This window comes from Streptomyces sp. NPDC015127 (genome assembly GCF_043080095.1).
Lineage (GTDB): Bacteria > Actinomycetota > Actinomycetes > Streptomycetales > Streptomycetaceae > Streptomyces.
Genome location: NZ_JBIBVE010000004.1, coordinates 225,821 through 239,269 on the forward strand (window position 1 = coordinate 225,821; position 13,449 = coordinate 239,269).

The following is a 13,449-nucleotide window of genomic DNA, read 5'->3' on the forward strand; positions in this document are numbered from 1 at the left end:
CGAAAAACTCCTTCAGAGATGGCGGCGTCGGGATGCGACTTGCCGGTCGTACTCCTCCCGGGCCTTGACCGCCGACGAGCGGGTCGCGGTCTCGGCCACCGGAACATCCCACCACGCCTGCGCCTCGGGCGCGCCCGACACAATGTCTGCCGTTCCGGTCTCCACGTAGACACATGTGGGGCCGTCCGCCGCCCGCGCCTCGGCCAGCGCTTCGCGCAGGTCACGCACGGTCCTGGCACGGATCACCCGCATTCCCAGGGACTGCGCGTTCGCCGCCAGGTCGACGGGCAGCGGCGGTCCGCTGTACGTGCGGCCCGGGCCGGTGCGCTGCCGGTAGTCCGTGCCGAAACGCTCGGCGCCGACCGCCTCGGACAGGCCGCCGATGGACGCGTACCCGTGGTTCTGCAGGATCACCATCCGGATCGGGACGCCCTCCTGCACGGCGGTGACGATCTCGGTGGGGTTCATCAGATACGTGCCGTCGCCGACGAGGGCCCAGACCGGGCGTCCCGGTGCGGCCATGGCCACGCCGATCGCGGCCGGGATCTCGTAGCCCATGCAGGAGTAGCCGTATTCGACGTGGTACTGGTCGGCGGAGCGGGTGCGCCACAGTTTGTGCAGGTCGCCCGGGAGAGAGCCGGCGGCGTTGATCAGGATGTCGTCCTCGGTCACGAGGGCGTCCAGGGCGCCGAGCACCTGGGGCTGGGTGGGGGCCGCGTCCTCGTCACCGGCTTCGTACGCGGCATCGACGCGGCGCTCCCAGCGCTCCTTGCCCCGCGCGTACTCCGTCTCGTAGGCGGCGTCCACGCGGTGGCCCGCGAGGGCGGCGGTCAGCTCGCCGAGGGCGGCGCGGGCGTCGGCGACGAGTGCGAGGCCCGACATCTTGTGGGCGTCGAAGGCGGCGACGGAGATGTTGACGAAGCGGACCCGCGGATCGGCGAAGAGGGTCGAGGACGCGGTGGTGAAGTCGGTCCAGCGGGTCCCGACGCCGATCACCAGGTCCGCGGTGCGGGCCAGGTCGTCGGCGGTGGCGGTGCCCGTGTGGCCGATGCCGCCGATGTCGCAGGGATGGTCGTGGGGCAGCGATCCCTTGCCTGCCTGGGTGGAGGCGACGGGGATGCCGGTCGCGTCGGCGAGCGCCCGCAGCGCCTCCTCCGCCTCGCTGTGGTGCACGCCGCCGCCCGCGACGATCAGCGGCCTGCGGGCCCGGCGCACCGCCTGCGCGGCCTCGGCGAGCGCGTCCGTGTCGGCACGGGGGCGGCGCACGTGCCACACCCGGTCGGCGAAGAACTCCTCCGGCCAGTCGTACGCCTCCGCCTGCACGTCCTGCGGCAGCGCGAGCGTGACCGCGCCGGTCTGTGCGGGATCGCTGAGGACGCGCATCGCCTGGAGCGCGGCCGGGACCAGGGCCTCGGGGCGGGTGATCCGGTCGAACCAGCGGGAGACGGGGCGCAGGCAGTCGTTGACCGACACGTCGCCCGCGTACGGCACTTCGAGCTGCTGGAGCACGGGGTCGGCGGGGCGGGTGGCGAAGACGTCGCCGGGCAGCAGCAGCACCGGCAGGTGGTTGACGGTGGCGAGCGCGGCACCGGTGACCAGGTTGGTGGCGCCGGGGCCGATGGACGTGGTGACCGCGTGCGCCGACAGCCTGCGGGACTGGCGGGCGTAGCCGACGGCCGCGTGCACCATGGCCTGCTCGTTGCGGCCCTGGACGAAGGGCATGTCCGCGGATGGCTCGACGAGGGCCTGGCCGATGCCCGCCACATTGCCGTGCCCGAAGATGCCCCAGGTGGCGGCGATCAGCCGCTGCCGGCGGCCGTCGCGCTCGGTGTACTGGTGGGCAAGGAAGCGCACCAGGGCCTGGGCCGTGGTCAGCCGCGTCATCGGTAACCCTCCGCGTGGTCGGGGTGGAAGCGGATCAGCCATTCCCTTTCGGTGCCCGGCCCCGCCATCACATTCAGGTAGTACATGACGTGGCCCGGCTCGGCGACGGACGGCCCGTGCCAGCCGTCGGGGACGAGGACGGCGTCGCCGCTGCGGACCTCGGCGAGCACATCGGCGCCGCCCGGGCGCGAGGGCGACACGCGCTGGAAGCCGATGCCGTTGCCCTCGATCTCGAAGTAGTAGATCTCCTCCAGCTCGCTCTCCTCGCTGGGGACGCGCTCGTCGTGCTTGTGCGGCGGGTAGGAGGACCAGTTGCCGCCGGGGGTGAGGACCTCCACGGCGATCAGCCGGTCGCAGGCGAAGGCGCCGGCCGCCGCGAAGTTGCGCACCTCGCGGGCCTGGTTCCCGCTGCCGCGGGCCTCGACGGGTACCTCCGGCGCGGGGCCGTAGCGAGCGGGGAGTCGGCGCTCGCACCTCGCTCCTGCCAGGGCGAAGCGGCCTCCCGCGCCGGAGGCGATCTGGGCATGGGCGTCCCTCGGCACGTACGCGAAGTCGCTCACTCCGCCGAACACACCGTCCCGCCCGTGCAGTTCAAAGATCTCGCCTTGCGTCTGCACCGTGCAACCACCGCTGAGGGGAAGCACGATCCATTCGCTGTCGCCGGCGGTGAGCAGATGCGCACCGCCCGGCTCCAGCTCCAGCACGCGCAGCTGCGAGTAACCCCATCCGGCCTGTTCAGGCGTGATGCTCAGGGCGTACGGACCGGAGGCGGCGCTGCCCGCGGGGACGTGCAGGCCGGGCAGCTCGGCGGCCGGCGGCTCGCCGCCGCGCGGCGTGCCGTTGCGCGGTGCGGCACCGGTGCGCGGTCCGCCCTCGGGGGGTGTGCCCTGGTGCGGTTCGTCGTGGCTCATGCCTTCTCCGTACCCCTACAGCAGGCCGACGGCCGTATCGACCGCGCCCGCGACGTCGCCGTCGACCGGATAGAGCAATGCACGTCCGACCACCAGCCCCTGGACCGTGGGCAGTTGCAGTGCGGTGCGCCACTTCTCGTACGCGCTGTCCTGGTCCTTCCCCGTGTCCCCTCCGAGCAGCACCGCGGGAAGGGTGGAGGTCTCCATCACGGATCGCATGTCGTCGGGGTCCTCGGTCACGGGCACCTTGAGCCAGGTGTACGCGGAGGTGCCGGCCAGCCCGGAGGCTATGGCGATGGACCGGGTCACGGCCTCGGCACCGAGATCGTTGCGCAACCGGCCGTCGATCCGGTGACAGATGAACGGCTCCACGAAGACGGGAAGCTGACGCTCCGCCATCTCGTCGACCGCGCGGGCTGCCGCGGCCAGGGTGTCGAGCGAGGCCGGGTCGTCGTAGTCGATGCGCAGCAGCAGCTTGCCCGCGTCGAAGCCGAGCCGGTCCAGATCGCGGGCGCGGTACCCGGTGAACCGGTCGTCGAGCTCGAACGACGCGCCCGCGAGCCCGCCGCGGTTCATGGACCCCATGACGACCTTGTCGTCGAGCGCGCCGAGGAGCAGCAGGTCGTCGAGGATGTCGGCGGTGGCGAGGACGCCGTCGACTCCGGGGCGCGACAGGGCGAGGCAGAGCCGCTCCAGGAGATCGAGCCGGTTGGCCATGGCGAGCGGGCGGTCGCCGACGGCGAAGGTGCCGCGGGCGGGATGGTCGGCCGCGACGATCATCAGCCGTCCGCTGTCGCCGACGAGGCCCGTGCGTCTGCGCCGCCGGGCGGCGGCCTCGGCGACGGCCTCGGGGTGCCGGGTCCGGATTCCGACGAGCTCCCCGATCTCGACGCGGCTCACGACGCTTCCCGCGACCGGTCGGGGCGGCTCGGGTCCGGGCGGCTCGGGTCCGGGCGGCTCGGGTCCGGGGGGACGGGGCCGCCCGCGAGGACCTGGGCGACCTCCTCCTCGTACGGCATGGCCGTCGAGCAGGCGAGACGCGCGGCGACCACCGCTCCCGCCGCGTTGGCGAAGCGCATCACGCGCTCCAGCTCCCACCCCGCGAGCAGCCCGTGGCACAGGGCCCCGCCGAACGCGTCCCCCGCCCCCAGTCCGTTCACCACGTCCACCGGCACGGGCGGGACCTCGGCGCGCCTGCCGTCCCGGTGCACGGCGAGGACACCCTTGGGGCCCTGCTTGACCACGGCGAGCTCGACGCCGGCGGCCAGCAGTGCCTCGGCGGCCGCGTCCGGCTCGCGCTCGCCGGTCGCGACCGCGCACTCCTCCAGGTTGCCGACGGCGACGGTCGCGAGGGCGAGCGCCTTCGCGTAGTGCGGTCCGGCCGACTGCGGGTCCGCCCAGAACATCGGCCTCCAGTCGAGGTCGAACACGGTGGTGCCGGACTTCGCCCGGTGCGCGAGCGCGGCCAGCGTCGCCGTACGGCTGGGCTCGGCGCACAGTCCCGTGCCGGTCATCCAGAAGATCCGCGCCGCCCGGATCGGCTCCGTCTCCAGCTCGCTCTCCCGGATCTCCAGATCGGGCGCCTTGGGCTGCCGGTAGAAGTAGAGGGGGAAGTCGTCCGGCGGGAAGATCTCGCAGAAGGTAACAGGCGTCGGACAGTCGGCGACCGGCGTCACCCACCGGTCGTCGACGCCGAACTCCCGCAGCGCCCCGTGCAGATACTCGCCGAAGGGGTCCTGACCGGTCCGGGTGATCACGGCCGTCCGCCGGCCGAGCCTGGCCGCCGCCACCGCGACGTTCGTCGCCGAGCCGCCGAGGAACTTCCCGAATGTGTCGACCTGCGCCAACGGGACTCCGGTACGCAGGGGATAGAGGTCCACCCCGATCCGGCCCATCGTGATCACGTCGTACGGCAGAGGCATGCGCGTCCCTTCGGTCAGGGGGTGCCCCCAGGTCTAGCCCTCCCTCGCGAACCCTGTCAATATTTTGTCCGGACATTCGGACCAAGCCTTGACACCTTTCTCCGGCGGCCGGAAAGCTGACCGGCATGACCTCCTCCGTCCCCGCCCTGAACCGCATCCGGGTCGGCTCGGCCCCCGACTCCTGGGGAGTGTGGTTCCCCGACGATCCCCAGCAGGTGCCCTGGCAGCAATTCCTCGACGAGGTCGCCCGGGCCGGCTACGAGTGGATCGAACTCGGCCCCTACGGCTACCTCCCGAGCGACCCCGTGCGGCTCACGGAGGAGACCGCCCGGCGCGGACTGAAGGTCTCGGCCGGCACCGTTTTCACCGGCCTGCACCACGGCCCCGCCGTCTGGGAGGAGACCTGGGCGCACGTCTCGGACATCGCCGCGCTCACCCGGGCCATGGGCGCGGAGCACCTGGTCGTCATCCCCTCCTTCTGGCGCGACGACAAGACGGGCCGAGTGCTGGAGGACCGCACGTTGACCCCGCAGCAGTGGCGCGACCTCACCGCCCAGAGCGAACGCCTCGGCCACGAGGTGCGCGAGCGCTACGGACTGAAGATCGTCGTTCATCCGCACGCCGACACCCATATCGACACGGAGGAGAACGTCAGCCGCTTCCTCGACGCCACGGACCCCGACCTGGTCTCCCTCTGCCTCGACACCGGCCACTACGCCTACTGCGGGGGCGACAGCGTGAAGCTCATCGAGACCTACGGCGAGCGGATCGGCTACCTCCACCTCAAGCAGGTCGACCCCGCGGTCCTCGCCCAGGTCGTTGCGGACGAGGTGCCCTTCGGGCCCGCGGTCGGCCGCGGCGTCATGTGCGAGCCACCCGCCGGCGTGCCCGCGCTGGAGCCCGTACTGAACGCGGCCTCGTCTCTCGGAGTCGATCTCTTCGCCATCGTCGAGCAGGACATGTACCCCTGCCCGCCGGACCGGCCCTTCCCGATCGCCGAACGCACGCGCGGATTCCTGCGCTCCTGCGGCGTCTGAGCGCCTGCTGCTCATCCGTCACAGTTGTCGCCGTCCGATCACGCATGTCTCCATTTCGCGGGTCTTACGTCACAGCCGGTCAACAGCCCTGCCCCTGCCTCGATCCACGGTCGTTCCCCAGGGCACAGGCTCAGTGATCGCCAGCGTCCGCGCGGCAGCTCCCCCGACGGCATCCCGCCCGCCGCTGCCGCGCGCGCAGGGAGGTGCCAGACACATGACGGACAGAAGGCTCTGGTCCTACAAGGACATCGCCGCGCACATCAAGGTGCAGGCGGACACCGTCCGCTCGTATCGAAAGCACGGCCTTCTTCCGCCTCCCGACCACGTGGAGGCCGGAAAGCCCTACTGGTACGCCGACACCATTCGCGTCTGGGTGGCCAACCGGCCCGGGAACAAAGGCCGCAGAGAATGAGACACCGGGCCCGAGACGCGGAGCTCCAGGCGGGCGGCCCCGCACCCTGGCGGTGCGGGGCCGCCGCCATGACGTGGCGGCGGGCGCCGAACGGGAGGGAGGCGGTCGCATTCCGTTGCCCCGCGCCCCTCTTCGGTGACGCGTCGGCGAAACGCTCGCATTCATACCCCCTAGGGGTATAGAGTGGGTGGCGTCAGGACGCCTCGGTGTTCCCGCGGCCCCTGACGCACCCTGTACTCGTACGTTCCGCTCAGGAGGAGAACGCGATGACCGCCGAGACGAAGATCGAGATCGAGACCGTCCAGGGCTCCGGGTCCTGCTGCTCGACCGACGGCTCCTGCCACGACACCGGAGCGGACGCGCAGGCCGGCGGCGTCACCACGGTCTACCAGGTCTCGGGCATGACCTGCGGCCACTGCGAAGGCGCGGTCAGCAGCGAGATCTCCGAGATCCCCGGGGTCAGCTCCGTGAAGGCGGTGGCGGCCACCGGCACGGTGACCGTGGTCTCCGACGCCCCGCTGGACGAGGCCGCCGTGCGCGCCGCCGTGGACGAGGCGGGCTACGAGCTGGTCGGCCAGGGCTGAGCACCACGGGGACCCGCGCCGCCGACCGGAGGGACGTACCCGGCCGACCGGGGCGGGCGACCGGACCTGGCGCACAGGCGCCCCGCGTACCGAGGACCGGGCCGCACCCGACCAGTCAGATACTGGTGGGGTAAGGCCCGGTCCCTCGTACGTGTGGAGTCCCGAACGTGGAAACAGCCCAGGTCGAGCTCATCATCGGCGGGATGACCTGCGCCTCCTGCGCGGCACGCGTCGAGAAGAAGCTCAACCGCATGGACGGCGTGAGCGCCACGGTCAACTACGCGACCGAGAAGGCGCACGTCAGCTACCCGCCGGACATGCCGGTCGCCGAGCTCGTCGCCACCGTGGTCAAGACGGGCTACACCGCCCAGGAACCGCCGCCTCCGGCCCCCGAACCGGAGGACACACCGGACGGGGCCCCGGCGGACCGGGCCGACGAGCACGGCGAAACCGGCGGGCGGGACGGGGAGCAGCGCGCCCTGCGGCAGCGTCTCGTCGTCTCCGCCGCCCTCTCCGCGCCCGTCGTCCTGATGTCGATGATCGGCGCCCTGCAGTTCGACAACTGGCAGTGGCTCTCGCTGACCCTCGCCGCTCCCGTCGTCGTATGGGGCGGGCTGCCCTTCCACCGCGCCGCCTGGACGAACCTGCGGCACGGTGCGGCCACCATGGACACGCTGGTGTCCACCGGCACACTGGCCGCGTTCGGCTGGTCCCTGTGGGCGCTGTTCTTCGGGCACGCGGGCATGCCGGACATGCGCCACAGCTTCGACCTGACCGTCTCCCGCGCGGCCGGGAGCTCGGCGATCTATCTCGAAGTGGCCGCCGGGGTCACCACATTCATCCTGCTCGGCCGGTACCTGGAGGCTCGTTCCAAGCGCCGGGCGGGCGCCGCTCTGCGGGCGCTGATGGAGCTGGGCGCCAAGGACGTGGCCGTCCTGCGGGACGGCACCGAGGTGCGCGTGCCGGTCGACCGGCTGGCCGTGGGCGACCGTTTCGTCGTACGGCCCGGGGAGAAGATCGCCACGGACGGCACGGTCGTCGAGGGCGCGTCGGCCGTGGACGTCTCGATGCTCACGGGCGAATCGGTGCCGTTGGACGTGACCGCGGGCGACCAGGTCACCGGCGCCACCCTCAACGTCTCCGGCCGGCTCGTCGTCGAGGCCACCCGTATCGGTGCCGACACCCGCCTCGCCCGCATGGCGAAGCTCGTCGAGGACGCGCAGAACGGCAAGGCCGAGGTCCAGCGTCTCGCGGACCGGGTGTCGGCGGTCTTCGTGCCCGTCGTGATGCTGATCTCCCTGACGACGCTCGTCGTCTGGCTGCTCGCCACCGACGACGCCACGGCCGCCTTCACGGCCGCCGTCGCGGTGCTGATCATCGCGTGCCCCTGCGCCCTCGGGCTCGCCACTCCGACGGCCCTCATGGTGGGAACCGGCCGCGGCGCCCAGCTCGGCATCCTCATCAAGGGGCCCGAGGTCCTGGAATCGACCCGCGCGATCGACACGGTGGTGCTGGACAAGACCGGAACCGTCACCACCGGCCGGATGACCCTTCAGGGCGTGCATCCGGCCGAAACCGCCGACGGGGCGGAACTGCTGCGCTTCGCGGGCGCGTTGGAGCGCGCGTCGGAGCATCCGATCGCGCGCGCCGTCGCCGACGGTGCCGAGGAGCGCATCGGCCCGCTGCCCGCGACCGACCATTTCGTGAACGTCCCCGGGCTCGGTGTCCGCGGAACCGTCGAGGGCTACGAGGTGCTCGTGGGACGCGCAGCGCTGCTGCGCAGCGCGGGCGTGGAGCTGCCGGACGCCCTCGTGACAGCAGCGGCCGCCGACCGGGGCCGTACCGCCGTCTACGCCGCCCGGGACGGCAAGGCACTCGGGGTGCTCACCGTCGCCGACGCGGTGAAGGAGACCAGCGCCGAGGCGGTACGGGAGCTGCGGGCCCTCGGGCTCACCCCGGTGCTGCTGACCGGCGACGGGCGAGCCGTGGCGGAGGCCGTGGCCGCCGCGGTCGGCGTGGACGAGGTGTACGCGGAGGTACTGCCCGAGGAGAAGGTGCGGGTCGTCCAGGGGCTGCGGGCCGAGGGCCGTACGGTCGCGATGGTCGGCGACGGCGTGAACGACGCCGCCGCGCTCGCGACCGCCGATCTCGGCCTGGCGATGGGCACCGGCACGGACGCGGCGATCGAGGCCGGGGACCTGACGCTGGTGCGGGGGGACCTGAGGGTCGCCGGGGACGCGATCCGTCTCGCACGTCGGACTCTGGCGACGATCAAAGGGAATCTTTACTGGGCCTTCGGCTACAACGTCGCGGCCCTGCCTCTGGCGGCGTTCGGCCTGCTCAACCCCATGATCGCCGGGTTCGCCATGGCCTTTTCGTCCGTGTTTGTCGTCACCAACAGCCTGCGGCTGCGCTCCTTCTCGTGACTACAAACTGGTCACAAGACCTTCACAAGGAGACCTAGATCACAGATATTTGGGGGTAACCATTAAGGCTCCTCGCGAGTCTAAGTGGTCGATGCCGCGAACGTCTTGGGGGACGTTCATGGAATGTCTTGGGGGACGTTCCAGGCAAGCGTTGGCCGGGGCACGTGCCCGGGGAGCTTTGAGCGGCCCTCCCGTGCGTACGTACCCCGGCAGACCGCGTGAGGAGCCTCTGCTGCCCAGCAGACACCCGGCCGGATCCCGTGGGGGGAATCCGTTGTCGGGGAAATGGGAAGCGCCCCGTCCGCCGACCCGTGGGGGGATCGGCAGCGGGGCGCTTTCCGCGCTTGCTCGCCTGTTGGCTCGCTCGTGACGCACCCGCCCCCTGAGGGGCGGGCGCCGGCCGAGAGGCAGGCTCTCGACCGGGGCTCAGCCCACCGGACCGGGCCGGACCGGGTCCGGGAAGGGGCGGCGCGGAAGCGGCCGGTCCTCGCGCGCCTGCGGCGCGCTCAGCGGGCCTCGACGGGGACGAAGTCGCGCAGGACCTCGCCCGTGTAGATCTGGCGCGGACGGCCGATCCGGGAACCGGGCTCCTTGATCATCTCGTGCCACTGGGCGATCCAGCCCGGAAGGCGGCCGAGGGCGAAGAGCACGGTGAACATCTCGGTCGGGAAGCCCATCGCGCGGTAGATCAGACCCGTGTAGAAGTCCACGTTCGGGTAGAGGTTGCGCGAGATGAAGTACTCGTCGGAGAGCGCGTGCTCCTCCAGCTTCAGGGCGATGTCCAGCAGCTCGTCGGACTTGCCGAGGGCCGAGAGGACGTCGTGCGCCGCCGCCTTGATGATCTTCGCACGCGGGTCGAAGCTCTTGTAGACGCGGTGGCCGAAGCCCATCAGCCGGACGCCGTCCTCCTTGTTCTTCACCTTGCGGATGAAGGAGTCGACATCGCCGCCGCTCGCCTGGATGCCCTCGAGCATCTCCAGGACCGACTGGTTGGCGCCACCGTGCAGCGGGCCCCACAGGGCGCTGATACCGGCGGAGATCGAGGCGAACATGTTCGCCTGCGAGGAGCCGACGAGGCGCACCGTGGAGGTGGAGCAGTTCTGCTCGTGGTCCGCGTGGAGGATCAGCAGCTTGTCGAGTGCGGAGACCACGACCGGGTCCAGCTCGTACTCCTGGGCGGGGACCGAGAAGGTCATGCGCAGGAAGTTCTCGACGTACCCGAGGTCGTTGCGCGGGTAGACGAAGGGGTGGCCGATCGACTTCTTGTAGGCGTAGGCCGCGATCGTCGGCAGCTTGGCCAGCAGCCGGATCGTGGACAGGTGGCGCTGCTTCTCGTCGAACGGGTTGTGGCTGTCCTGGTAGAACGTCGACAGCGCGCTGACCACGGAGGACAGCATGGCCATCGGGTGCGCGTCGCGCGGGAAGCCGTCGAAGAACCGCTTGACGTCCTCGTGCAGCAGGGTGTGCTGCGTGATCTCGCCCCGGAATCCCGCGAGCTGGTCGACCGTGGGAAGCTCACCGTTGATCAGCAGGTACGCCACCTCGAGGAAGGTGGAGCGCTCGGCCAGCTGCTCGATCGGGTAGCCGCGGTAGCGCAGGATGCCCTGCTCGCCGTCGAGGTAGGTGATCGAGGATTTATAGGCGGCGGTGTTGCCGTATCCGCTGTCCAGGGTCACCAGACCGGTCTGGGCTCGGAGCTTCCCGATGTCGAAGCCCTTGTCACCGACGGTGCTCTCGACCACCGGGTAGGTGTATTCACCGTCCGCGTACCGCAGTACTACAGAGTTGTCGCTCACGTCATCCCTCACCGACGTAGTGCCTCTACTTCGAGGTGCCCTGACTGTCTCTACCATCCCCCATTTGGCTCAGGAGAGTGCACTCGGGGTCGACCATTGGGCCCATCGGCGGCACTCAGTGCCGCCAACCTGCTCATCTTGCCCCCTTCGCCCCGGTTCTGAAAGCCAGAGTGGGGCAGGGGTGGTGTTTCCCACCCTCACCGGCACCTTCCCGCACGGCGGGGACCCTGAACCGCCGCCCGGACGGCTCAGCCGATCGGCGGCCCGCCGGCCAGCCGGTGGTCCAGCGCGGTGAAGCGTCTGCCTGCGGAAACCGTGCGCACGGCCTGGCCTATCGCCTTGCGCGAGCCGACCAGCACGACGAGCTTCTTGGCCCGGGTGACGGCCGTGTAGAGCAGGTTCCGCTGGAGCATCATCCAGGCTCCGGTGGTGACCGGGATCACCACCGCCGGGTACTCGCTGCCCTGCGAGCGGTGGATCGTGACCGCGTACGCGTGGGCCAGCTCGTCCAGCTCGTCGAAGTCGTACGGCACCTCCTCGTCCTCGTCGGTGAGCACGGTCAGGCGCTGGTCGTCGGCGTTGAGCGACGTGACGACGCCGACCGTCCCGTTGAAGACCCCGTTGCGCCCCTTGTCGTAGTTGTTGCGGATCTGGGTGACCTTGTCGCCCACGCGGAACACCCGCCCGCCGAACCGCTTCTCCGGCAGATCCGGCCGGGCCGGGGTGATGGCCTGCTGCAACAGTCCGTTGAGCGTGCCCGCGCCGGCGGGACCGCGGTGCATCGGCGCGAGGACCTGCACATCGCGCCGCGGATCGAGCCCGAACTTCGCCGGGATGCGCCGCGCCGCCACGTCCACCGTGAGCCGTCCCGCGTCCTCCGTCTCCTCCGCCACGAAGAGGAAGAAGTCGTTCATCCCCGAAGTGACGGGCTGGAGGCCGGAGTTGATCCGGTGGGCGTTGGTGACGACCCCGGACTGCTGGGCCTGGCGGAAGATGCGCGTCAGCCGCACGCTGGGCACGGGCCCGCCGTCCGCCAGCAGGTCGCGCAGCACCTCGCCCGCGCCGACGCTCGGCAGCTGGTCCACATCCCCCACCAGCAGCAGATGCGCCCCCATCGCCACGGCTTTGATCAGCTTGTTGGCGAGCAGCAGGTCGAGCATCGACGCCTCGTCGACGACCACCAGGTCCGCGTCGAGCGGCCTGTCCTTGTCGTACGCCGCGTCGCCGCCGGGCTTGAGCTCCAGCAGCCGGTGGACCGTGGACGCCTCGGCGCCGGTCAGTTCGGCCAGCCGCTTGGCGGCCCGTCCGGTGGGCGCGGCGAGCAGCACCTTCGCCTTCTTGGCGCGCGCCAGCTCCACGATCGAGCGCACGGTGAACGACTTCCCGCAGCCCGGGCCGCCGGTCAGCACCGCGACCCTGCTGGTCAGCGCCAGCTTCACCGCGGCCTGCTGCTCGGGCGCCAGAGCGGCTCCCGTGCGCTGTGCCAGCCAGGCGAGCGCCTTGTCCCAGTCGACGTCCCGGAACGCCGGCATCCGGTCCTCGTCCGTCCGCAGCAGCCTGCGCAGCTGACCGGCCAGGGACAGCTCGGCGCGGTGGAAGGGCACCAGATACACGGCCGTGACGGGCTCACCGCCGTCGGGACCGGGCACCTGCTCCCGTACGACCCCTTCCTCGTCGGCCGCGAGCTCGGCGAGGCACTCGATGACCAGGCCCGTGTCGACCTGGAGGAGCTTCACCGCGTCCGCGATCAGCTGCTCCTCGGGCAGGAAGCAGTGCCCCTGATCGGTGGACTGGGACAGCGCGTACTGCAGGCCGGCCTTCACCCGCTCCGGGCTGTCGTGCGGTATGCCGACCGCCTGCGCGATCTTGTCGGCGGTCAGGAAGCCGATGCCCCACACGTCGGCCGCGAGGCGGTACGGCTGGTTCCTGACGACGGAGATCGAGGCGTCCTCGTACTTCTTGTAGATGCGCACGGCGATGGAGGTGGAGACGCCGACGCCCTGGAGGAAGACCATGACCTCCTTGATGGCCTTCTGCTCCTCCCAGGCGGCCCCGATCAGCTTCGTCCGCTTCGGTCCGAGACCGGGCACCTCGACGAGCCGCTTGGGCTCCTGCTCGATGACGTCCAGCGTGTCCACGCCGAAGTGGTCGACGATCCGCTCGGCGATGCGCGGCCCGATCCCCTTGATCAGCCCGGAGCCGAGGTAGCGCCGTATGCCCTGGACTGTCGCCGGCAGGACGGTGGTGTAGTTCTCCACGGTGAACTGCTTGCCGTACTGCGGGTGGGAGCCCCAACGGCCCTCCATCCGCAGCGACTCGCCGACCTGCGCGCCGAGCAGCGACCCGACGACGGTGAGCAGCTCACCGGCGCCGCGGCCGGTGTCGACGCGGGCGACCGTGTAGCCGTTGTCCTCGTTGGCGTACGTGATGCGCTCGAGGACGCCTTCGAGGACGGCGAGGCGCGGCATGACCTGTTG

Annotated in this window: 10 protein-coding genes; 4 read left to right on the forward strand and 6 right to left on the reverse strand. The window is 71.1% G+C overall.

Annotation, left to right across the window (positions count from 1 at the left end; all coding sequences use genetic code 11):
• Positions 1-12: 12 nt before the first annotated feature.
• From iolD to iolC, 4 genes are read right to left on the reverse strand one after another with little or no spacing between them, the layout of a single operon-like run.
• Positions 13-1,884 (reverse strand): 3D-(3,5/4)-trihydroxycyclohexane-1,2-dione acylhydrolase (decyclizing), encoded by a 1,872-nt coding sequence (gene iolD / locus ACF08N_RS09875; protein ID WP_392324086.1) that lies wholly within the window; start codon positions 1,882-1,884, stop codon positions 13-15.
• Positions 1,881-2,795, reverse strand: a complete 915-nt coding sequence (gene iolB / locus ACF08N_RS09880; protein ID WP_392324087.1) for a 5-deoxy-glucuronate isomerase — start codon at positions 2,793-2,795, stop codon at positions 1,881-1,883. Before iolB ends, iolD begins: the two co-directional genes overlap by 4 nt.
• Before the next feature lie 15 nt (positions 2,796-2,810).
• Positions 2,811-3,695, reverse strand: a complete 885-nt coding sequence (locus ACF08N_RS09885; RefSeq protein WP_392324088.1) for a deoxyribose-phosphate aldolase — start codon at positions 3,693-3,695, stop codon at positions 2,811-2,813.
• Complete coding sequence (iolC, locus tag ACF08N_RS09890) at positions 3,692-4,717, reverse strand: 5-dehydro-2-deoxygluconokinase (protein WP_392324089.1); 1,026 nt, start codon at positions 4,715-4,717, stop codon at positions 3,692-3,694. Before iolC ends, ACF08N_RS09885 begins: the two co-directional genes overlap by 4 nt.
• A gap of 125 nt (positions 4,718-4,842) precedes the next feature.
• On the opposite strand from iolC, the gene ACF08N_RS09895 reads away from it, so the two are divergent.
• The 4 genes from ACF08N_RS09895 to ACF08N_RS09910 all read left to right on the forward strand — a co-directional run bounded on the left by ACF08N_RS09895 (position 4,843) and on the right by ACF08N_RS09910 (position 9,176).
• The gene (locus ACF08N_RS09895; RefSeq protein WP_392324090.1) at positions 4,843-5,754 is read left to right on the forward strand and encodes a sugar phosphate isomerase/epimerase family protein; all 912 of its coding nucleotides are present in this window, start codon (positions 4,843-4,845) and stop codon (positions 5,752-5,754) included.
• Between the two features lie 214 nt (positions 5,755-5,968).
• Positions 5,969-6,166, forward strand: coding sequence for a helix-turn-helix transcriptional regulator (locus ACF08N_RS09900; RefSeq protein ID WP_392324091.1), 198 nt, complete (start codon positions 5,969-5,971; stop codon positions 6,164-6,166).
• A 266-nt stretch (positions 6,167-6,432) separates the two neighbouring features.
• Positions 6,433-6,750: a heavy-metal-associated domain-containing protein gene (locus ACF08N_RS09905; RefSeq protein ID WP_392324092.1), complete on the forward strand. Its 318-nt coding sequence runs from the start codon at positions 6,433-6,435 to the stop codon at positions 6,748-6,750.
• Between the two features lie 203 nt (positions 6,751-6,953).
• Positions 6,954-9,176: a heavy metal translocating P-type ATPase gene (locus ACF08N_RS09910; RefSeq protein WP_392324324.1), complete on the forward strand. Its 2,223-nt coding sequence runs from the start codon at positions 6,954-6,956 to the stop codon at positions 9,174-9,176.
• 506 nt (positions 9,177-9,682) lie between these two features.
• On the opposite strand, the gene ACF08N_RS09915 is transcribed toward ACF08N_RS09910, so the two are convergent.
• Together ACF08N_RS09915 and ACF08N_RS09920 are read right to left on the reverse strand one after the other, a co-directional pair.
• A complete protein-coding gene (locus ACF08N_RS09915) occupies positions 9,683-10,972 on the reverse strand; it encodes a citrate synthase (protein ID WP_392324093.1) in 1,290 nt (429 codons plus the stop codon).
• A 248-nt stretch (positions 10,973-11,220) separates the two neighbouring features.
• On the reverse strand, positions 11,221-13,440 hold the full coding sequence (locus tag ACF08N_RS09920; protein WP_392324325.1) for an ATP-dependent RecD-like DNA helicase: 2,220 nt from the start codon (positions 13,438-13,440) through the stop codon (positions 11,221-11,223).
• Positions 13,441-13,449: the final 9 nt, after the last annotated feature.